Annotated in this window: 1 protein-coding gene (only partly in view); it reads right to left on the minus strand. The window is 68.5% G+C overall.

Annotated features, from left to right (window positions below; translation table 11 throughout):
* On the minus strand, window positions 1–24,927 hold the 3' portion of the coding sequence (locus ACFYOW_RS30505; RefSeq protein ID WP_387293541.1) for a non-ribosomal peptide synthase/polyketide synthase. The gene runs 18,894 nt beyond the window's last position; the window shows 24,927 of its 43,821 coding nt (coding positions 18,895–43,821); its start codon lies off the right edge, out of view; the stop codon is at window positions 1–3.

The raw sequence follows: 24,927 nt of genomic DNA on the forward strand, positions 1-24,927 counted from the left end.
CTACTCGACGATCACGATTCGCACATCCTCGTCCGCCGCGTCGGTCGCCTCGCCCACGGTGACGAACCAGTGGGTGACCTCGGCGTCGGCCAGGTCCTCCGCGATGTCGTCCGCGCCGGGCAGCACCGACAACGCACCGGCAACGGCGGCTGTCATGGACTCCAGGAATGCGGCTCGACCCGAGATGGCGGTGGTGAAGGTTGTCGACTCGTAATCGATGTCGTACTCCGAGCGGACCTGCTCGGCCTGTTCGAGTGCCTCGGTCTGGCTGAAGGCGCGTACGGTGCCGTCGGCCGTGAGGACCACGAAGGCCGGGTGTTCCTCGGCGAGCGGGCGGACCCGATCGGCGTAGGAGACCGGGTGCGATGGGGCGGCGGCCAGTTCGGCCTGGACCGTCGGGTCGCTCGGGACCAGCCAGTTGATCGGGCCGTCGGTCGGTTCCAGCGTGATACCGAAACCGGCTCCGGCGGTGGCCATTTCGGCGGCGGAGAGATCACCGGCGAACAGGCAGGCGGCGCCGGCCTTCTGGATGGCCCAGACCGCGACCACCGCATCCACCGAACGCGGCAGCGCGAGGGCCACCACATCGCCGGGTCCGGCACCGTGCGCGATGAGCACCCGGGCCAGCTGCGAGGAACGGCGATCCAGGACGTGGTAGGCGATTTCGTCGCCGTCCACCAGCAGCGCGGGCGCCTCGGGATCGGCCTCGACCACCTCGGCGAGCACCCGCGACACCGTGCGCGCACCGACGCGGCCCACCGGTTCCGGTGCGGGAGCCGTTGCCGCGATACCGGATTCGACGAGCAGGCGGGCCCGCTCACCGGCATCGAGGATATCGATATCGCCGACCAGTCCGGCCGGATCACCGAGCAGAGCGTCCAGCACCCGGAGCAGCCTGGTGGACAAGGTTTCCACCTCTTCGGCGGTGAACCGGCTGAGCAGGTACTCGAAGGTGAATTCGAGGGTGGACTCCGCGGTCACCTGCAGGGTGAGCGGGTAGTGCGTCGCACTTTCCATGCCGACACCGGTCACCGACATGCCGTCGATCGAACTCGCCGCGGCGATCGCCTCCCGATCGATCGGGTACGACTCGAACACCAGCAGGGTGTCGAAGTGCGAGGCGATTCCGGCGGCCCGCTGGATATCGGACAGGCCGACGTAGTGGTGGTCGAGCAGTTCGGTCTGGTCGCGCTGCAACCGCTCGAGCTGATCATCGATGGTCGCGCGGTCATCGATGCGCACCCGGACCGGGAGCGTATTGATGAACAGACCGACCATCGATTCCACGCCGGGCAACTCGGCCGGCCGACCCGACACCGTGGCGCCGAAAACCACATCGGCGCGGCCGGTGAGCCTGCCGAGCAGGATGCCCCAGGCCGCCTGCACCAGGGTGTTGACCGTGATGCCGAGTTCGGCGCAGTGCTTGGTCAGCTGACGGGTGCGGTCGGCGTCGATCTCGGTGATCAGTTTCGCGGTCTCGTAGGTCTCGGCCGTCCGCGCCGGCGGCGCCAATTCGGTCGGTTCGGTCGCACCGTCGAAGGCATTGGCCCAGACCCGCAGCGACGCGTCCTGATCGCGAGTGGCGAGCCAGTCCAGGAAGTCGCGGTAGGAGGAGACCTGCGGCAGGGCCGACTGATCGCCACGCGTCGCGTAGAGCACCAGCAGATCCCGCATCAGCAGCGGCATCGACCAACCGTCGATCAGCACGTGGTGCGTGGTGATCGCCAGCGTCCACTCCTCGGCCGCGGTGCGCAACAGCGTGTAGCGCACCAGCGGCGGGTTGGACATGTCGAAGCGGTCCGCATGGTCGGCATCGATGCGGCGACGCAGTTCGTCGGCCCGCTCCGCCTCCGGCACATCGGTGAGATCCTCGATGCGCCAGGGCACTTCGATCCGATCGAGCACGACCTGGCGGACCTGACCGGTGGAATCGGTGACGAATGCGGTGCGCAGGTTCGGGTATCGATCCAGGATCGCCTGCGCGGCCGCATGCAACCGCTGCACATCGACCGCTCCGGCCAGCTGCACCACGGCCTGCATGGTGTAGACGTCCACGGTGGCCGTGGTCATCAGCGCGTGGAAGAGCAGACCGGACTGCAGCGGCGAGACCGGCCAGACATCGTCGAGGCCCGGGTAGATCTGCTCCCACAGGTCGATATCGGCCTGGCCGACCTGCACCAGCGGCAGATCCGACGGCGTATGACCACCGGCATCCGGCCGCCGCGCGTGCTTCGCCAGCGCGCTCAGCGCGGCGACCCACAGCTCCGCCAACTCCTGCACCTGCTCCGGAGACAGCAGCCCGACCGGGAACTCGAAGGTGGCGAGCAACCGCGGACCGTCGTCCTCGTCGCCGACGGTGACGGCGATATCGAGCGCACCGTTCGCGGGCATGGTGGCATCGCGCTCGGTCTTGATCGCCGCTTCCTGGTACCTGAAGCCGACCTGACCCGCCAGCGGCAGATTCAGCAGCCCGTGGCCGACGCCCTGATCGGGCACCGCGAGCAGCTGCTCCTTCACCGACTTGATGATCGAACCGGCGGCAGCGCCGCCGTCGAACGCCTCGGCCAGATCGATCCCGCTCAGCGCGAGCCGGGCCGGATAGACGGCGGTGAAAGCGCCCACGGTGCGCGACAATTCGGCACCGTCGACCGCCGCCCGGCCGTCTCCGTCGAGCCGGATCAGCACATCCGAACCGTGCTCCGCACCGCGCCAGCGCACCAGCGCCATGGCCAATGCCGACAGCAGCCCGTCCGGCACGCCGCCGTGGAACCGCGCCGGGACCGTGGTGAGCAGGACCTCGGAGATCTCCGTCGGCACCTCGATGCGAACCCGGCGCGTCGTGGCGACGGTGTCCAGCGCCGGATCGAAGGCCCGCGCGCCGAGCAGCGGATCGGGTGTGGCCGAAACCTCCTGCCAGAACGGCAGTTCGGCGGCGCGGCCGCTCGCCTGCTCGGTCAGGCCGTAGGCCCAACGCCGCAGCGAGGTACCGACCTCAGGCAGGGCGACCTGGTCGTCGGCGATCAGATCGAGCAGATCGCCGGTCAGGATGCCGAGGGACTTCGGATCGGCCGCGAAGCCGTGCACCACGACGAGCATGAAGTTGCCGCTGTCGAGCCGGTCGGCGGTGCAGCGCACGAACTGCGCCATCACACCGTTGGCCGGATCGAGGCGATCTGCGGCGGCGGCGCGTTCGTTGTCGGCCAGACGCATGATCTCGTCATAGCCGTAGTCGTCGTCGAGGGCGGTATCGAAGGCGACCTCGTGCACGAGCGCATCGATATCGATGGCACCGCGCTCGAGCGCTTCGAATTCCCAGGCCTCGTCGATCCGGCGCAAGCGAGTGCGCAGGGCATCGTGCCGGTCGACCAGGGCGGCGATCGCCGCACGCAGCCGATCCCCGTCGAGTTCGCTCGGCAGTGCCACCGCCGCCTCGTAGGAGAAGCGCTGGTACGCCGTGTCGTTCGCCAGTACCGCCGCGATGCCGGGCAGCAGCGGGATCTCGCCGATCCCGCCACCGGGCAGCTCGGCCATGGTCGCCTGCCGCAGATCCGCGGCCGACGACGCGATCGCGGCGAGTCCGGCGACGCTGCGCTGGTCGAAGACGTCGCGCACGGAGAACACCACACCCTGTGCCTTCGCCCGCGATACCAGCTGGATCGACAGGATGCTGTTACCGCCGAGTGCGAAGAAGTCGTCGTCGGCGCCGATCCGTTCGATGCCGAGCACATCGGCGAACACACCGGCCACGATCTGCTCGACCGGGGAGACCGGCGCGCGGAAGGCGGCATGTTCGAAGGTTGGCTGCGGCAAGGCGTTTCGATCGAGCTTGCCGTTCGCATTGAGCGGCAGGGCGTCCAGCGCCAGGAACGCGCTCGGCACCATGTACGACGGCAACTCGGCGGCCAACGCCGACTGCACCGCACTCTTGTCGAATTCGCCGGTGGTCGGAACCACATAGGCGACCAAGCGGTCACCCAGTGCCGGATCGGTATGCGCGAGCACCGCGGCCGACGCGATCGCGGTCTGCCGCAGCAGCGCCGCCTCGATCTCGCCGAGCTCGATGCGGAAACCGCGGATCTTGACCTGGAAGTCGGTGCGGCCGCGGTACTCCAGCTCACCATGAGCATTCCAGGCCACCAGGTCACCGGTGCGGTACATCCGGGCGCCGGATTCGAACGGGTCGGCCACGAACCGCTCCGCGGTCAGATCGACCCGGCCGAAGTAGCCGCGCGCCAACTGCGCACCGGCCAGATACAACTCACCCGAAACGCCAACCGGCACCGGGCGCAACCGCGAATCAAGCACGTAGACACGACTGTTCCACTCTGGGGCACCGATCGACACCGAGACGGTGTCCGCATCGGTCACCTCGTGGTTGGTGATCGAGACCGCGGCCTCGGTCGGACCGTAGAGATTGAACAGGCCGGCCGCGTTCGACTCCCGGAAACGCTGCGCCGTCGCGGCGGGCAGCGCCTCACCGATGGCGAGCACCCGGCGCAACGACTCGGGCAGCTGCCCGTCCGATTCGATCAGCAGGGCATCCAACATCGACGGCACCACATGCAGGGTGGTGACGGCGGTATCGCGCATCAGCGTGTTGAGGTAGGACGGATCGCGATGTCCGTCGGCCGACGCGATGACCAGTCGGCCACCGGAAACCGCCGCCGACCAGAACTCCCACACCGAGAGGTCGAAGGTCGCCGCCGTCTTCAGCAGCACAGCGTCCTCGGCGCCGAGGCCGAATTCGGCCGTCTTCCACAGCAACTGGTTGACGATCGCCGCATGCGGCACCGCGACACCCTTGGGGCGACCGGTCGAACCCGACGTGAAGATCACGTACGCCGTATTCGCCGCGCGCAATGGCGCGATCCGCTCCGCGTCGGTGATCGGCGTGTCCGTGACGTCCGCGAGTGCGTCCATCCGGACGACGTCGGTCACCGAGGTCTGGAAATCGGTGTCGGCGTTGGTCACCACACACAGCGGCCGAGCGGTTTCGAGAATGTAGTCGGTCCGCTCACCCGCCTGATCCGGATCCAGCGGCACGTACGCGCCACCGGCCTGGGTCACCGCGTACATCGCGACCACCAGGTCCACCGAGCGGCGCAGCGCGAGCGCCACCCGCGCCTCCGGTCCGACACCCAGCGAAATCAGATGCCGGGCAAGCTGATTCACCCGGGAGCCGAGCTCGCCGTAGGTGACAGCGGTGCCGTCGTCGCCGACCAGCGCCACCGCGTCCGGCGTGGCCGCCACGGTCCGATCCAGCAGCGAGGCCAGCGTCGCGGACGAATCCACCTGGTGCGCTGTGGCATTCCGGCCGGAGACCAGTTCGCGGCGTTCGTCCGCGGCCATGATCTCGAGATCGCCGACAGCCGAGCGCGGCGCCGCGATGATCTCGGCGAGCACACGTGCGAAGCGATCGGCGAAGCCACGGACGGTATCCGCGTCGAACAGATCGGTGGCGTAGGTGAAGTACCCGCCGATACCCGACGGAGTCCCGTCCTCGTCGTAGCTGTCCGCCACGATCAGATGCAGATCGAACTGCGAGAGCTGGGTGTCGATATCGAATCCGGCCACCGTGAGCCCGGGCAGTTCCAGCGTGGTCCGCGCCAGGTTCTGGAACGACAGGCCCACCTGGAACAGCGGATGACGCGCCTGCGAGCGCACCGGGTTCAGCACCTCGACCAACCGCTCGAACGGCACATCCGCATGCGCGAACGCCTGGATATCGGTTTCGCGCTGGCGCCCGAGCAGATCCGTGAACGCCTCGCCGCGCTCCAGCTGGGTACGGAACACCAGGGTGTTGACGAACATGCCGATCAGGTCGTCGAGCACGGCCTCACCGCGGCCTGCCATCGGTGTGCCGATGGCGATGTCATCGGTTCCGGAGAGCCGCGAGAGCATTACCGCGAACGCGGTGTGCACCACCATGAACAGCGTCGCACCCTCGGCCCTGGCCAGACCGACCAGCGCACGATGCGTTTCGGCGTCGATGCTCAGCTCGACCTTGCCGCCCGTGAAGGACTGCACCGCGGGACGCGGGCGATCCGAGGGCAGATCCAGCTGATCCGGCACATCCGCCAACGCCGACTGCCAGTAGGCGATCTGCTTGGCCGCCAACGACTCCGGATCGTCCTCGCTGCCGAGCAGCTCGCGCTGCCAGATCGAGTAGTCCGCGTACTGCACCGGCAGCGGCGTCCACGTGGGCGATTCGCCGACCGAGCGCGCCGCGTACGCCGTCATCAGATCCCGGGTCAGCGGACCCATCGACGAACCGTCACCGGCGATGTGATGCACCACCAGCACCAGCACGAACTCGTTCGGGGTAGGAGCGGAGCCTGCGGAGCGACCCGACGACACAGCGCCGGGGGCGTCGGTCACCTGGAACAGCTCGATACGGACCGGAACCTCGGCGGTGACGTCGAACGGCGCCGCCATCACCGCGATCACCGTGGATTCCAGTTCCGCGGCCGCGATCGGCCGCAGCTCCAGTGCCGGAACAGCCTGCGCCACCGGCAGAATCACCTGTGCCGGAGCGCCCGCGGTCTCCGGGTACACCGTCCGCAGAATTTCGTGCCTGCCGACCAGATCCGCCATGGCCGCCCGCAGCGCGTCGACATCCAGCGAACCGGTCAACCGGACCGCGATGGGTAGGTTGTAGGCCGCCGACTCGGTGTCGAAGCGGTTCAGGAACCACATGCGCTGCTGCGCCAGCGACAACGGCACCGGATCCGGTCGCGGACCGGCGACCAGCGGCCGCCGCTCGCCCACACCGGACAGCTGCTCCAGCTTCACCGCCAGGGCCGCCACAGTCGGCGCCTCGAACAGCGCGCGCACCGGCACTCGCCCACCGATCACGGCGCTCAGGCGCCCGACCACCTGGGTGGCGACCAGCGAGTTGCCGCCGAGTGCGAAGAAGTCGTCGTCGGCGCCCACGCGCTCGATACCGAGCACGTCACTGAAGACGCCCGCCACGATCTCCTCCACCGGCGTTGCCGGGGCACGGAATTCGCGCGTGGTGAAGGTCGGTTCGGGCAGCGCCTTGCGGTCGAGCTTGCCGCTCGAATTCAGCGGGAAGGCGTCGAGCACCACGATGGCCGCCGGAACCATGTAGGCCGGAAGCACATCCGAGACCTCGGCCAGCAGTGTCGGCTGGTCGATCGACTGCCCCGGCGCGGGAACCACGTAGGCGACCAACTGGTCGCCCAGCGCCGACGCGGCCACCAGCGCCACCGCCTGGCTCACCGCGGCGTGGGCGAGCAGCGCCGTTTCGATCTCGCCGAGCTCGATCCGCTGGCCACGGAACTTCACCTGGAAGTCGGTGCGACCCAGGTATTCGAGGCGATAGCCCGCATCCGCAGGTTCGCGCCAGACCACGAGGTCGCCGGTGCGGTACATCCGCGCACCGGGCGCGAACGGGTTGGCCACGAAGCGATCCGAGGTCAGATCCGGCCGCGCGATGTAACCGCGGGCCAGCTGGTCGCCGGCCAGGTACAGCTCACCGGCCACGCCGGCGGGCACCGGCCGCAGCCGCGAATCCAGCACGAACACTTGGGTGTTCCACTGCGGCAAGCCGATCGGCACGGTGCGTACATCGGTCTCGCGCGCGGGCCAGTAGGTCACCGATACCGCGGCCTCCGTCGGCCCGTACAGGTTGTGCAGTACCGCGTCCGAAACGGACCGCCACGCCGTCACCGTTTCCGGCGGCAGCGCCTCACCGATCACGAACACGTCCCGCAGCGTCGGCAGCGAGCCCGCCGCCAGCTGTGCGGCGAACACCGTCAGCATGGACGGCACGAAGTCGGTGACGGTAACCCCGTGCGCGGCAATCGCATCCGCCACGTAGGCCGGGTCGCGATGGCCGTCGTGCGTGGCGACCACCAGTTTCGCGCCCGCGCGCAGTGGCATGAAGTAGCCCCACAGCGACACGTCGAACGTGGTGGCGGTCTTCTGGAAGTACACGTCGGCCGAGCCGAGCGGGTACTGCGCGAGCATCCACTCGATCTGATTGTTGATCGCCGCGTGCGATACCGCGACGCCCTTCGGACGACCGGTCGAACCCGAGGTGAAGATGACGTAAGCCGGGTTGTCCCGGGTGACCGGGCACAGCAGCTCACCTGGTTCGATCGGAGCGGAGGAGAACCCGTCCAGCTCCAGCGAATCCAGTTCGAGCACCGGGATGTCCGCGGGGACCGGCACCGCGTCGGCCGCGGTGGTGACCACGCACGCGGGCTGGGCGGTGTCCAGGATGTGCGCGATCCGCTCCGCCGGATGATCCGGATCCAGCGGCACATACGCGCCACCGGCCGTCACGATCGCGTACATGCCGACAACGAGATCCAGCGACCGCCGAACGGCGAGGCCGACCAGCGACTCGGCGCCGACACCCTGCGAAATCAACAGGCGGGCAAGCTTGTTCACCCGCTCGTCGAATTCCCGGTAGGTGAGTTCGGCACCCTCGAACACCACCGCGACGGCATCCGGGTGCGCCACCACAGCGCGACGGTAACCGTCGAGCAGCAGCTCGGGCTGCACCGGATGCGCGGTGGCGTTCCAGCCGTCGAGCATCCGTTCCCGCTCCACCGATGTAAGCAGCTCGAGATCGCCCACCGCCGCGCGCGGCGCGGCGATGATCTCGCCGAGCAGCCTGGTGAACCGGTCCGCGAACCCTTCGACCGTGCTCCGGTCGAAAAGATCGGTGGCGTAGGTGAATATGCCTGCGATGCCCGCGGGAGCCCCGGACTCGTCGTACAGGTCGCTGAGAATCAGGTGCAGATCGAACTGGGAGATGCGGGTATCGAAGTCCACGCCGGAGACCGTGAGATCCGGCAATTCCAGGGTGGTCTGGGCCAGGTTCTGGAACGACAGGCCCACCTGGAACAGCGGGTGCCGCGCCTGCGACCGCGCCGGGTTCAGCACCTCGACCAACCGCTCGAACGGCACATCGGCATTGGCGAACGCCTGGATGTCGGTTTCGCGCTGCCGCCCGAGCAGATCCGCGAACGGCTCGGCCGAATCCAGCCGGGTACGGAACACCAAGGTGTTGATGAACGTGCCGATCAGGTCGTTCAGCGCCGCCTCACCGCGGCCCGCCATCGGCGTACCGATCGCGATGTCGTCCGTGCCGGACAGCCGGGACAACAGCACGGCCAGCGCCGTGTGCACGATCATGAACAGCGTCGCACCCTCGGCCTGCGCCACGCCGCTGAGACCGCGGTGGGTGTCGGCGTCGATGCGCACCTCGACGGTGCCGCCCGCGAAGGACTGCACCGCGGGCCGCGGGCGATCGGTGGGCAGGTCCAGCTGCTCCGGCAGATCGGCCAGCGCGGTCCGCCAGTAGGCGACCTGCTTGGACATCAGCGATTCCGGATCGTCCTCGCTGCCGAGCAGTTCGCGCTGCCAGATGCTGTAATCCGCGTACTGGACCTCCAACGGCGCCCAGTTGGGTGCGACACCCGCCGAGCGCGCCGCGTACGCCGTCATCAGATCCCGTGTCAGCGGTCCCATCGAGGAACCGTCACCGGCGATATGGTGCACGACCATCGCGATCACGTACTCGGGAGCCGAACTCTCGGTGTCGATCTCGAACAACCGCACCCGCACCGGCACCTCGGCGGTCACGTCGAACGGCGCCGAAATCAACTCGACCACAGCGGTTTCGACCTGATCCCGTGTGACCGTGCGGACGTCCAGCTCCGGAATCGCCTGTCCCACCGGCAGAATCAGCTGCACCGCACCCGACTCGGTCTCCGGGTAGATGGTGCGCAGGACCTCATGCCTGCGCACCAGGTCCGCGATCGCGGCGCGCAGTGCGTCCACATCGAGCGCGCCGGTCAGGCGCACCGCGATCGGGACGTTGTAGGCGGCGGACTGGGTGTCGAAGCGGTTGAGGAACCACATCCGCTGCTGCGCCAGCGACAGCGGAATATGTTCCGGCCGCGGACCGGCGACCAGCGCGTGTCGTCCGCGCCCGTCGGCCTGCTGTTCGACCCGGATGGCCAGTGCGCCGACGGTCGGCGCCTCGAACAACAGTCGCACCGGGACGCGGGTGTTCAGCGCCGCGCCGAGGCGCGCCGCGACCTGCGTCGCGAGCAGCGAGTTGCCGCCCCACGCGAAGAAGTCGTCATCCAGGCCGAGCCGCTGCGCCTGCGCTCCGGAACCGAGGTGCAGCACCTCGGCGAAGGTGTTCGCGACGATCTCTTCGATCGGGGTGACCGGCGCGCGGAAGACCGCCTTCTCGAAGGTGGGCTCCGGCAATGCCTTTCGATCCAGCTTGCCGTTCGCGTTCAACGGCAGCGCATCGAGGGTGAGGAAGACCGACGGCACCATGTAGGACGGCAGCTCGGCGGCCAACGCCGATTGCAGCCGCGTGTTGTCGAGCTCGTCGACTTCGGACACCACGTAAGCGACCAGCCGGTCGCCCAGGTTCGGGTCGGTGTGTGCGAGCACCGCGGTGGCCGCAACCTCGGGCTGGCGCAGCAGGGCCGCCTCGATCTCACCGAGCTCGATCCGGAAACCGCGGATCTTCACCTGGAAGTCGGTGCGGCCGCGATACTCCAGCCCGCCCTCGCTGTTCCAGGCCACCAGGTCACCGGTGCGGTACATGCGCTCGCCCGCGCCGAACGGGTTGGCCACGAAGCGATCCGCGGTCAGGTCGACGCGCCCGAAGTAGCCGCGCGCCAACTGCGCACCGGCCAGATACAACTCACCGGAGACTCCCACCGGCACCGGGCGCAGCCGCGAATCCAGCACGTACACCTGGCTGTTCCACTCCGGAGCACCGATCGGCACCGACACGTTGTCGGCATCGGTGACGGTGTGCGCGGTGATCGACACCGCGGCCTCGGTGGGGCCGTAGAGGTTGAACAGCTCGGCCGCGTTGTCCCGCCGGAACCGCTGCGCGGTCGTCGCGGGCAGCGCCTCACCGATCGCCAGCACCCGCCGCAGCGACTGCGGCAGGCGGCGACCGGATTCGGTGAGCAGCGCGTCCAGCATCGACGGCACCACATGCAGCGTCGTGACGCCGGTGGAGCGCATCAACTCGTTGAGGTACGCGGGATCGCGGTGACCATCGGCATCGGCGATGACCAACCGGCCACCGCAGACGGCGGCCGACCAGAACTCCCAGACCGACAGGTCGAAGGTCGCCGCGGTCTTGAGCAGCACCGCGTCATCGGCAGCCAGGCCGAATTCGGCTGTCTTCCACAGCAACTGGTTGACGATCGCCGCATGCGGCACCGCCACGCCCTTCGGCTGGCCGGTGGAGCCCGACGTGAAGATCACATACGCGGTATTCGCCGCCGCCAGCGGCCGCAGCCGGTCGCCGTCGGAGATCGGACCGTCCGCGACACCGGATAGATCCAGCTCGTCGATCGACACCACATCGGTCACGGTGCTGTCGAAACCATCGCGGCCGGTGGTCAGCACGCAGAGCGGTGCCGCGGTGCTCAGGATGTAGTCGGTGCGCTCGGCGGGCTGATCGGGATCGATCGGCACATACGCCGCACCCGACTTCGCCACCGCGTACATCGCGACCACGAGATCCACCGAGCGCCGAATGGCCAGCGCCACCCGGTCCTCCGCGCCGACACCGAGCGTGATCAGATGACGCGCCAGGCGGTTGGCCCGGCCGTCCAACTCGGCATAGGTGAGCGTCGTGTCCTCGGCCACCAGCGCCACCGCATCCGGGCTCGCCGCAACGGTGGCGTCCAGCAGCGACACCAGTGTGGTCGAGGTGTCGCTGTCGAGCGGGTGCGCGGTGTCGTTCCAGGCGTGCAGAATTCGCGTGTTCTCGACGGGCGAGAGCAGATCGATCTCGCCCACCCGCACGTCGGCATCAGCCAATACGGCATCGAGCACCAGTACGAAGCGGTCGGCGAAGCCCTGCACCGTCGACTCGTCGAACAGGTCGGTGGCGTAACCGAATTCGGCGACGATCTGGGCGGGCGTGCCGTCCTCGGCGTAGCGGTCGTACAGCGTGACGTGCAGATCGGTCTTGGCCAGCTGCGAATCGAAGTTCACCGCGCTGACCGAAAGGCCGGGCAGCGTGAAGGTGGTCTCGGCCAAGTTCTGGAACGAAAGTCCGACCTGGAACAACGGATTGCGCGCCGTCGAACGCTCCGGGTTGAGCACCTCGACCAGCCGCTCGAACGGCACATCGGCATTCGCGAATGCCTCGAGGTCCCGCTCGCGCACATCGGCGAGCAGGTCGGCGAAGGTGTCGCCGGGCTCGATGATCGTCCGGAACACCAGGGTGTTGACGAACATACCGATCAGATCGTCGAGTTCGCGTTCACCGCGACCCGCGATCGGGGTGCCGACCGCGATGTCGTCGGTACCCGACAGTCGCGAAAGCAGTACGGCCAGCGCCGCATGCGTGACCATGAACAGCGAAGCGTTATTGGCCCGCGCCAGCTCGTGCAGTTTGGCGTGCTTGTCCGGTGCGATCTCGAAGCGAATCGCCTTGCCCTGGAACGACTGCGCGCGCGGGCGCGGCCGGTCGGCGGGCAACTCCAGCTGATCGGGCATGCCCGCGAGCGCGGACTGCCAGTAGGCGACCTGCTGTGCCGCGAGCGATTCCGGATCCTCCTCGGAGCCGAGCACGGCACGCTGCCACAGCGCGTAGTCGGCGTACTGCACCGGCAGCGGCTGCCACTGCGGGATCTCACCCTGGGCCCGTGCCACATACGCCGCCATGACGTCGCGGGCCAGCGGACCCATCGACGAACCGTCGGCCGCGACATGGTGCACCGTGAACGCCAGCACGTGCTCCTGTTCGGCGAGCCGGAACAGCCCCACCTTCAGCGGCACCTGCACGGTGACATCGAAGGTGGTGAGCGCGAATTCGATCACCGCGCCGACCAGGTCCGATTCCGAGATATCGGTGACGGTCAGCTCCGGCACGGCCTGGTCGGCGGGCAGGATCACCTGGTGCGGGCCACCGGCCGAACTCGGGTAGGTGGTGCGCAGCACCTCGTGCCGGGCGAACACATCGCCGAGCGCCTTTTCCAGCGCCGCCACATCGAGTTCACCGGACAACCGCACCGCGAGCGGGATGTTGTCCACGGCCGAGGTGGTGGTATCGAACTGGTTGAGGAACCAGTACCGCTGCTGCGCGGGCGAGAGCGGCACCCGGGCTGGGCGCTCCCCCGCGACCAGCCGCGGCCGGGTCCGGCCGGATCCGGCATTGTGTTCGGCCTTGGCCGCCAGCGCGGCGACCGTCGAGGCCTCGAACAGATCGCGCACAGCGAGCTGGGTATCCAGCGCCGCGCCGATGCGTGCGGTCACCTGGGTGGCCAGCAGCGAGTTGCCGCCGAGTTCGAAGAAGTCGTCGTCCAGGCCGACGCGCGCGACGCCGAGCACATCGCTGAATACGCCCGCCACGATCTCCTCGATCGGGGTGGACGGTGCGCGGAACACCTTCGCCTCGAATACCGGCGCGGGCAGCGCCTTGCGATCGAGCTTGCCGGAGGCGTTGAGCGGGAACGCTTCTAGTACGACGAAGGCGGTCGGCACCATGTAGGCGGGCAGCTCGCCCGCGAGTTCGGCGCGCACCTGGTCGATATCGATCGAACGATCCGCCGCCGCGATCACATACGCGACCAGCTGATCGCCGAGGCGATCATCGGAGCGGACCACCACGGCCGCCTGCGCGATCGTCCCCAGCGCGGTGAGCGCCGATTCGATCTCACCGAGCTCGATGCGCAGACCGCGCAGCTTCACCTGGAAGTCGGTGCGGCCCAAGTACTCCAGCTCACCGTTGGCGGTCCAGGTGACGAGGTCGCCGGTGCGGTACATGCGCGCGCCGGTGCCGAACGGGTTGGCCACGAAGCGATCCGAGGTCAGATCCGGCCGCGCCACATAGCCGCGCGCCAGCTGCTCACCCGCGAGGTACAGCTCACCTGCGACACCGACCGGAACCGGGTGCAGTCGCGAATCCAGCACGTACACCTGGGTGTTGAAGACCGGCGCACCGATCGGCACCGACACCGTATCGGCGTCGGTGACCTCGTGATAGGTGACGTCGACCGCGGCCTCGGTGGGGCCGTACAGGTTGTGCAGCCAGACACCGGTCAGCTCGCGCAACCGCTGTGCGGTCACCGCGGGCAGCGCCTCACCGGAGGCGAAGACATTGCGCAGGTCGAAGCATTCGCCCGCGCGGTCGTCGGCCACGAAGACCGACAGCATGGACGGCACGAAGTGCACCGTGGTGACCTGCTCCTCGGCAATCGTCTGCACCAGGTAGGCCGGATCGCGGTGGCCGTCTGGCTTCGCGATGACCAGGCGCGCGCCGACCTGCAGCGGCCACCAGAATTCCCACACCGACACATCGAAGGTGGCGGGCGTCTTCTGCAACACCACATCGCCGCGATCCAGCCCGTATTCGGCCTGCATCCAGACCAGGCGGTTGACGATCGCGGCATGGCTGACGGCCACACCCTTCGGACGACCGGTCGAACCCGAGGTGAAGATCACGTACGCGGTATTCGAAGGCCGCAGCGGCGCAAGGCGTTCCGCATCGATCAGCGGTTCGTCGGAGTATGCCGACAGATCCAGTGCCTCGATCTCGAGCGTCGGCGTCGAGCCCGCGTCGAACTCGTCGGCCGCGGTGGTCAGCACGCAGACCGGCTGCGCGGTGTCGAGCACATAGCGGGTGCGGTCGGCCGGATGATCCGGATCCAGCGGCACATACGCGCCACCGGCCACGCTCACCGCGTACATGCCGATCACCAGCTCGAAGGATCGGCGCATGCCGAGCGCGACCATCGAATCGGGTCCCACACCCAGCGAAACCAGGTACCGGGCAAGGCGATTCACCCGGGAGGTGAATTCACCGTAGGACAGACTCGTCCCCTCGAACGTCAGCGCGATCGACTTCGGGCTCCGAACCGCCTGCTCCTCGAACATCGAGACCAGGGTGGCCTGGGCATCGACGACATAGGCCGTCTCGTTCCACTTTTCGAGCACCTTGGCGCGCTCAGCGGCATCGAGCAGATCGACGTCACCGACCGCGACGGCCGGATCCGCGACCACCGCATGCAGCATGCGGATGAGGCGCGTGGCGACACCGGCGATCGTCTTCGCGTCGAACATATCCGTCGCGTAGGCGAATTCGGCGGTCATGCCGTCCGCGTTCCCGGCCGCGTCGATACGGTCGGCCAGGTTCAGGTGCAGATCGAACTTCGCGGTCACCACGTCGAGCGGCACACCGGCCACCTCGAGACCGGGCAGTTCGAACGATGCCTCACCGGTGTTCTGGAACGACAGCATCACCTGGAACAGCGGATGCCGCGCCTGCGAACGGGCCGGGTTGAGGATGTCGACCAACCGCTCGAACGGCAGGTCGGCGTGGCCGAAGGCGGCCAGATCGGTTTCGCGTGCCCGCGCGACCAAGTCGGCGAAGGACGCACCGGAATCGACCGGCGTGCGCAGCACGAGCGTATTGACGAACATGCCGATCGCGTCGTCGAGCACCGCCTCACCACGACCCGCGACCGCGGTGCCGATGGCGATATCGTCGCTGCCCGACAAACGGGACAATAGGGCAGCAAACGCCGCGTGCACCACCATGAACAGGCTCGCGCCGTTCGCGCGGGCCAGCGCGTTCAGCTCGGTCAGCAACTGCGCGTCGATGCCGAATTCGTAGACGTCACCGCGGTTGGACGCGACGGCAGGACGCGAACGATCCGACGGCAGATCCAGCTGGTCGGGCAGTCCGGCCAGATTCCGCGACCAGTAGGCGACCTGCTGGGCGATCAGCGATGCCGGATCGTCCTCGGAGCCGAGGGTGTCGCGCTGCCAGAGCGCGAAGTCGGCGTACTGCACCGCCAGCGGCGCCCAGGCGGGCGATTCGCCGCGGGTGCGGGCCGCGTAGGCGACCATCACATCGCGGGCCAGCGGACGCACCGACCAGCCGTCACCGGAGATGTGGTGCACCACGAAGACCAGCACGTGGGTATCGGGCAGCGAGCCGTCCATCGCCGACTCGAGCCGGAACAGCTTGGCGCGCACCGGAACTTCGGCGGTCACGTCGAAGCCGGTCAGCACCAGTTCGCTGATGCGATCGCGAATATCGGTCTCGGACACCACGAGCGGGGTCAGGTCGAGGTGGACCTGACCGGTGGGCAGCACGACCTGCACACCATGACCGTCGGCGGTCTCCGGGTAGACCGTGCGCAGCACCTCGTGCCGGTCCATCACGTCGGCGACGGCCATGCGCAGCGCATCGGTGTCGAGTGCGCCGGTGAGCCGGACCGCCAGCGGGATGTTGTTGACCGCGGTCTGGTTGTCGAAGCGGTTGAGGAACCACATCCGCTGCTGAGCCAGCGAGAGCGGAATCTGTTCCGGCCGCGGTCCGGCCGTCAGTTCCCGGCGTCCGCCGGTGCCCTGCTGTCCCTCCATCCGCGCGGCGAGCGCGGCGACATTCGGGGCTTCGAACAGCAGCCGCACCGGAATGCGGGTGTCGAGTGCGGCACCCAGGCGAGCCACCACCTGGGTGGCGATCAGCGAGTTGCCGCCGAGGTCGAAGAAGTCGTCGTCCAGGCCGACCGGGCGCGCGCCGTCCGCGGTCGACAGACCGAGCACCTCGGCGAAGGTGTCGGCCACGATCTCTTCGATCGGGGTCGACGGTGCGCGGAATTCCTTGGCCTCGAAGGCAGGTTCGGGCAGTGCGCGGCGGTCGAGCTTGCCGTTGGGGTTGAGCGGCATGGCGTCGAGCACCATGAGCGCCGCGGGGACCATGTACGACGGCAGTTGCGCGGTCAGGTAGGTGCGCAGCGCGTCGATGTCGACGGTGGCGCCGTTCGCGGGTACCACGTAGCCGACCAGCTGATCGCCGGTCCTGGCGTCCGAACGCACCAGTGCCACGGCCTGTGCCACCGAATCGTGTGCGGTGAGGGCGGTTTCGATCTCACCGAGTTCGATGCGCAGACCGCGCAGCTTCACCTGGAAGTCGGTGCGGCCGAGGTAGACGATCGAACCGTCGGCGGCCCGGGTCACCAGGTCACCGGTGCGGTACATGCGAGCGCCCGGTGCGCCGAACGGGTTGGCCACGAAGCGATCCGCGGTCAGATCCGTGCGGCCGAAGTAGCCGCGCGCCAACTGCGCACCGGCCAGATACAACTCACCCGCGACACCCGGTGCGACCGGATGCAGGCGCGAATCCAGTACGTACGCCTGCGAATTCCACACCGGCAGGCCGATCGGCACCGCGCCCTCGACCTTGTCGGCCACCGGGCCGTGGGTCGCGTGGACGGTGAATTCGGTCGGACCGTACAGGTTGTAGAGCTCGGCCGAGCTGACCCGGCGGATGGCGGTCGCGGCATCGGCGGTGAATGCCTCACCGGCGATGAGCAGTGCGCGCAACGACTCGAGCGCCGCACCACCGGCGGCATCCACACTGCCCGCGAAGACGCTCAGCATCGAAGGCACGAACGAGGTCATGGTGACCCGCTCGGCCGCGATCACATCGGCCAGGTACTGCGGGTCGCGATGGCCGTCCGGGCCGGCCACCACGATCCGGCCACCGGTGGACAGCGGGCCGAACAGTTCCCACACCGACACGTCGAAGGTGGCGGGGGTCTTGAACAGCACGACGTCATCGGCACCGATGCCGTATTCACCCGTGATCCAACGGATCTGGTTGACGACAGCCGCGTGCGGCACGGCCACACCCTTCGGCCGACCGGTCGAACCGGAGGTGAAGATGACGTACGCCGGGTTGCTCGGCCGCAGCGGTGCGATCCGCTCCGCATCGGTGACCGGCTCGTCCGAGTACTCGGACAGATCCAGATCATCGATGACGATCGTGGGCAGACCGGTGCCGTCGAAGTCGTCACGCGAGGTGGTCAGCACGCATACCGGCGCGGCCGAATCGAGCACATACCCGATCCGCTCCGCAGGCTGATCGAGGTCGAGTGGCACATAACCGCCACCGGCCTCCTGCACGGCGTAGGCCGCGACCACGAGGTCGACGGAGCGCCGAAGACCGAGGGCCACCAGGCTCTCCGGGCCGACACCGTCCGCGATGAGGCGACGTGCCAGCCGGTGCACGCGGGCACCGAATTCGGCGTAGGTGAGTGCAGCACCCGTCGCCGGGTCCACGATCGCGACCGCATCCGGCGTCGCCGCCGCCTGCGCGGCGAATTCGTCGACCAGCGTGCCGACCGCACCGAGATCGCGCTCGGTGTCGTTCCAGCCACGCAGTGCCAGTTCGGCTTCGGACGCATCGAGCAGGTCGATATCGCCGATGGCCCGATCCGGTTCGGCCGCGACGGCTTGCAGCAGCCGGTTGAACCGCTGTCCGAACGCCGCCATGGTGTCGGCGTCGAAAAGATCGGTGGCATAGATCAATTCGCCCGCGATGCCCGAAGGCGCGACCGTGGTGGCGCCCGCACCGTTCGAGGTACTGATCGGGGTCGCGGTCTGCTCCGAGAGCACCAGCTGCAGATCGAACTTGGCCACATCGATCGGCAGTTCGACACCGCTGACGGTGAGTCCGGGCAGTTCCAGGCTGTTCTGGCCGGTGTTCTGGAACGACAGCATCACCTGGAACAGCGGGTGCCGCGCCTGCGAACGGGCCGGGTTGAGGATCTCCACCAGCCGCTCGAACGGCAGGTCGGCATGGCCGAACGCGCCGATATCGATGGCGCGCACGGTGCGCAGCAGTTCGGTGAAGGTGGCCTCGCCGTCGATCGGGGTCCGCAACACCAGGGTGTTGACGAACATGCCGATCAGATCGTCGAGCGCACGCTCACCACGTCCGGCGATCGGCGTACCGATCGCGATGTCTTCCTCGCCGGACAGCCGCGACAGCAGCACGGCCAGCGCGGTGTGCGCGACCATGAACAGCGTCGTACCCCTGGTGCGCGCGAGTTCGGTGAGCTTGCCGTGGGTTTCGGCATCGATCTCGAAGACGTGCGTCGCACCGCGACCCGATGCCACCGCCGGACGCGGCCGGTCGGCAGGCAGGTCGAGCTGTTCGGGCAGGCCGCGCAGGGTCTTGGACCAGAACTCGATCTGCGCCGAGATCACCGATTCCGGATCGGATTCGGCGCCGAGGACCGCGCGCTGCCACAGCGCGAAGTCCGCGTACTGCACGTCGAGCGGACGCCAGGAGGGCTCGCCGCCCTCGACGCGCGCGGCGTAGGCCGTCATCACGTCGCGGGTGAGCGGGCCCATCGAGAAGCCGTCGGCCGAAATGTGGTGCACCACCAAGGCGAGCACATGTTCGGTCGGGCTGATCTCGAACAGCTTGGCCCGGAACGGAACTTCGGCGGTGACGTCGAAGCCGGTCAGGATGACCTCCGCAACGCGCTGCGGCAGTTCGGCTTCGGTGACATCGATGGGCGTCAGATCCGGGATCACCCGGGCGGTGGAGACGGTCTGCTGGTAGGCGGTGCCGTCGTACTCCGGGTAGAAGGTGCGCAGCGATTCGTGGCGGGCCAGCACATCGGCGACCGCGATCTGCAGTGCCTGCCGGTCGAGCAGACCCGACAGCCGCACCGCGGCCGGGATATTGTCCACGGCCGATTCCGGATCGAAGCGGTTGAGGAACCACATGCGCTGCTGGGCCAGCGACAGCGGCACCCGCTCGGGGCGCTGCTGCGGCACCAGGGCCATGCGCGCACCGGCACCGGCCCGAGACTCCGCGCGGGCCGCGAGCGCGGCCACCGAGGACGCCTCGAACAGTTCACGGACACCGAGATCGGTATCCAGTGCGGCCGAGAGCCGGGCGGCGACCTGGGTGGCGCTCAGCGAGTTGCCGCCGAGTGCGAAGAAGTCGTCGTCGAGGCCGACGCGTTCCAGGCCGAGCACATCGGCGTAGGTGGCCGCGATGATCTCCTCGATCGGCGTGGTCGGCGCGCGGAATACCGCGGCCTCGAACACCGGTGCGGGCAGTGCCTTCCGATCCAGCTTGCCGGAGGCATTGAGCGGGAAGGCGTCGAGCACGATGACCACGGACGGGACCATGTACGCGGGCAACTGCCGCGCCAGGTCCTCGCGCACCGTCTCGATATCCAGCCGCAGGTTCGGCGTCGCGATGACATACGCGACGAGCTGATCGCCGGTGTGCTGATCACCGCGCACCACGACGACGGCCTGGGCGATCTCGTCCAGCGCGGTCAGCGCCTGCTCGATCTCGCCGAGCTCGATGCGCAGACCGCGCAGCTTCACCTGGAAGTCGGTGCGGCCCAGGTAATCCAGCTCGCCGTCGGCCGTCCAGGCCACCAGGTCGCCGGTGCGGTACATGCGCGCGCCGTCGGTGGCGAACGGGTTCGCGACGAACCGATCGCTGGTCAGATCCGGACGCGCGACATAGCCGCGCGCCAGCTGGGTGCCCGCGAGGTACAGCTCACCCGCGACACCGACCGGAACCGGGCGCAGCCGCGAATCGAGCACGTAGACCTGGGTATTGAAGACCGGCGCACCGATCGGCACGGTGTCGGTATCGGTCGCGACCACCTCGTGGAAGGTGACGTCGACCGCGGCCTCGGTCGGGCCGTACAGGTTGTGCAGCGCGGCACCGGTCAGCTCGCGCAGGCGATGCGCGGGCTTGGGCGGCAGCGCCTCGCCGGAGGCGAATACCAGTCGCAGCGAATCACACCGCGCCGCGGCCGCATCGGCCACGAAGACCGACAGCATGGACGGCACGAAGTGGGTGACGGTGACCCGCTCCGCGGTGATGATCTCGGCGAGGTAAGCCGGATCGCGGTGCCCGTCCGGCTTCGCGATGACCAGCCGCGCACCGATCTGCAACGGCCAGAAGAACTCCCACACCGAAACGTCGAAGGTGGCGGGCGTCTTCTGCAATACGGCGTCGGCGCCGGTCAGCCCGTAGGCCGACTGCATCCACACCAGCCGGTTCACGATCGCGGCATGGCTGACCGCCACACCCTTCGGACGACCGGTCGAACCCGAGGTGAAGATCACGTACGCGGTATTCGACGGGCGCAGCGGCGCACGCCGTTCCGCCTCGGTCACCGGCTGGTCCGAGAGCCCGAACAGGTCGAGCAGATCGATGCGCACCTGGGCGGTATCGATCTTCAGATCGTCACCGGAGGTCAGCACGCAGACCGGATCGGCCGTGGCGAGAATGTATTCCGTGCGCTCGGCCGGATGATCCGGATCCAGCGGCACATACGCGCCACCGGCCACGGCCACCGCGTACATGCCGACCACCAGATCGATGGAGCGCCGCATGCCAAGGGCCACATACGATTCCGGGCCGACACCGCGTTCGATGAGCCAGCGCGCCAGGCTGTAGACCCGGGCGCCGAACTCGGCGTAGGTCAGACTGGTCCCCTCGAACGTCAGCGCGGTCGCGTCCGGAGTCGCGGCGAGCTGGGCCTCGAACATCGAGACCAGCGTGGCGGCAGCGTCCACGTCGTGTGCGGTGTCGTTCCAATCGGACACCACGAGCTCGCGCTCGGCGGCGTCGAGCAGTTCGATATCGCCGACGACCGCGGCGGGTTCGGTGGTGATCGCGGTGAGCACCCGCACCAGGCGGTCGGCGATGCGGCGCACCGTCTGCTCGTCGAACAGGTCGCGCAGGTAGCCCGCGCGCACCCGCAGCTGGGAGTCCAGCTGCGCGATCAGGGTCAGCGGATAGTGCGTGGCGTCGGCGGCCTGCATATCGACCACGGCCATGCCATCGATATCGGCGGCCTGCGCCCGGATGCCCTCGGCATCGACCGGGTAGGACTCGAAGACCACCAGCGTGTCGAACAGACCGCCGATGCCGGCGGCGGACTGGATATCGGCCAGGCCGACATAGTGGTGATCGAGCAGATCCGCCTGCTCGCCCTGGGTCCGGGTGAGCAACTGCTCCACCGATTCCGACGGATCGAAGCGCACCCGCACCGGAACGGTGTTGATGAACAGGCCGACCATCGACTCGACGCCGGACAGCTGAGCCGGACGGCCGGACACGGTGGTACCGAACAGCACATCGTCACGGCTGGTCATCCGGCCGATCAGGATGCCCCAGGCGACCTGCAGCACGGTATTCGGCGTAACGCCGAGCGAGGCGGCGAGCGCGGTGAGTCGCGCGGTCGCCTGCTCGTCCAGCTCGAAGAAGTACTCGCCGGACAGCGAGGTGATCTCGCGGCTCGCATCCGGGCGCGACAGCAGCGTCGGTTCGCTGACACCGCGCAACGCGTCGGTCCACGCGGCCACCGAGGCCGCGTGATCCTGCTGCCTGGTCCATTCCAGGAAGTGCCGGTAGGAGCGCACCGCGGGCAGCACATTGGCATCGGCGTGCGCCGCGTAGAGCACCAGCAGATCCCGCATGAGCAGCGGCATGGACCAGCCGTCGAGCAGGATGTGGTGGTTGGAGACCACGAACTGCCAACTGTCGGAAGCGGTTTGGATCAGCGTGAAGCGGACCAGCGGCGGCGCGGTCAGATCGAAGCGCTGGGTGCGGTCGGCGGCGATGAGATCGGCGGCCTCGCCGGATTCGATCCGGTCGTGCTCGGCCCAGGCGACCCGGGCGCTGTCGAGGACGACCTGCACCGGGTTGCCGTCGTTATCGGTGACGAAGGCGGTGCGCAGGTTCTCGTAGCGATCCACCAGGGCCTGTGCGGCCGAACGCAATCGGGTCGGGTCCACCCGGCCGGTGAGCGTCAGCACGGCCTGCGCGGTGTAGACGTCCACCGAGGTGGCGGCCAGGCGCGCGTGGAAGAGCAGACCAGCCTGCAGCGCGGACAGCGGCCAGATATCGGCCAGTGCCGGGAAGCGCTGCTCCCAGTTGTCGATATCGCGCTGTGTTAGTTCCCGCCCCGAGCCGCCCCGCGCCGAGCGCACCAGGGCGAAGTCGGACGGCGTGTGCCCGCCCGCGCCGTTCGAATTGGCATGCCGGGCAACCGCTTCCAGTGCGGTGGTCCACAGTTCGCCGAATTCGCGGACCTGCGCGGCATCGAGCAGGGTGCTCGGGTAGCCGATATTGGCGGTCAGCTTGTCGCCGACCACGATGGCATTGATATCCAGCGGAGCCATCGCGGGCATATCCGCGTCGTAGGCGCCGCCGAGCGCACCGAGTTCGGCGGCCGGGATCCAGCCGAAGCCGCGCAGCGCCTCGGGCACATCACCCTCGGAGACGCGGCCCAGGTAGTTGAAGCTCACCTGGCCCGGCTGTTCGACGGGCAGTTCCGTCGCGGTTGCTTCGTTCATGTAGCGCAGCAGGCCGTAGCCGATGCCCTTGTCCGGCACCGCGAGCAGTTGCTCCTTGACCGCCTTGACCGCCTTGCCGAGCGCGGGGCCGCCGGTCAACGCGGCATCGATATCGATGCCGGTCAGGTCGAAGCGGACCGGGAAGATCGCGGTGAACCAGCCGACGGTGCGCGAGAGATCCGCGCCGGGCACGATGCCCTCTTCGCGGCCGTGGCCCTCCAGGCGGATCAGCAGCGCGTCGTCGGCGCGGGCTGTGGTGCGGCCCGCGCGCCACTTCGCGGTCGCCAGTGCGAGCGAGGTGAGCAGACCGTCGTTGACGCCGCCGTGGAACAGCGCGGGCACGGTGGTCAGCAGCGCCTTGGTGACCTCTGCCGAAACCTCGACCTGCAGTTTCTCGATGGCGCCCGAGGTATCCACGGCCGGATCCAGCGCACGCTCGGTCAGCAGCGGATCCGCCGTGCCGACCACTGAACGCCAGTAGTCGAGTTCGGCCACCCGCGCCGCGCTTTCGGCCTCGCGCCGCAGCGCGTCCGCCCAGGCCCGCATCGAGGTCGCGGGCGCGACGAGCTGCGGTTGCTGGCCCGCGGTGAGCTGGCCCCAGGCGGCGACGAAGTCCGGCACCAGGATGCGCCAGGACACACCGTCCACCACGAGGTGATGCGCGGCCACGATGAGTCGACCGCCGCGGCTGCCGTCCGACGGTTCCAGCCAGACGAACCGAATCACTACACCCGCAGCCGGGTCGAGTCGATCCAGTGTGGAATCCAATGCAGCGGAGGCGATTTCGAACAGTCCGGCGTCGTCGATATTCGCATCGAATTCGGTGCGATCGATCAGCGCGTCCACATCGATGCTGCCCGGCTCGACGGTCTCGAGGGTCCAGTCCGCACCCTCGCGGTACAGCCGCGCCCGCAGCATGTCGTGGCGATCGACCACCGCGGCAACGGTTTTCGCGATGCCAGCGCGATCGATACCGACCGGCAATTCGAGCGCCATGGTCTGGTTGAACCGGCCGAACGAACCCTGCCGCTGCGCCATGAACCGGACCACCGGGGTCAGCGGCATGGCGCCGATGCCGCCACCGGGCAGCTCGGCCAGCGCCTCGACGGCGGTATCGGTGCTGTCGGCGGTCTCGGCGACGGCGGCGAGTCCGGCCACGGTGCGCTGCTCGAAGACATTGCGCGGGGTGAAGACCACACCGCGCGCCTTGGCCCGCGAAACCAGCTGGATGGACACGATGCTGTCGCCGCCGAGGGCGAAGAACGAATCGTCGACACCGACGCGCTCGACGCCGAGCACCTCGGCGAAGACCTCGGCAATGGTGTGCTCGATCGGCGTGCGCGGTGCGCGGAAGACCACCTCGGTCGCGAATACCGGCTCCGGCAGGGCCTTGCGGTCCAGCTTGCCGACTGGGGTCAGCGGGATGTGGTCGATCACCATCACCGACGACGGCACCATGTACGCGGGCAGTCGTTCCTCGACATGCGCGGTCAGCTCGGCGACATCGATCGAATGACCCGGTACCGCAACCACATACGACACCAGCGAGGTCGCGCCCGCCGCGCCCTTGTGGCCGACGGTGACCGCGAAGTCGACGGTCTCGTGCGATGCCAGCGCCGCGTCGATCTCACCGAGTTCGATGCGGAAACCGCGCACCTTGACCTGGAAGTCGGAGCGGCCCACATATTCGACCTCGCCGGTACGCGTCCAGCGGACCACGTCACCGGTGCGGTACATCCGCGCACCCGCCACATACGGGTT

The sequence above is a fragment of the Nocardia sp. NPDC006982 genome, assembly GCF_042869435.1.
Classification (GTDB): Bacteria; Actinomycetota; Actinomycetes; order Mycobacteriales; family Mycobacteriaceae; genus Nocardia.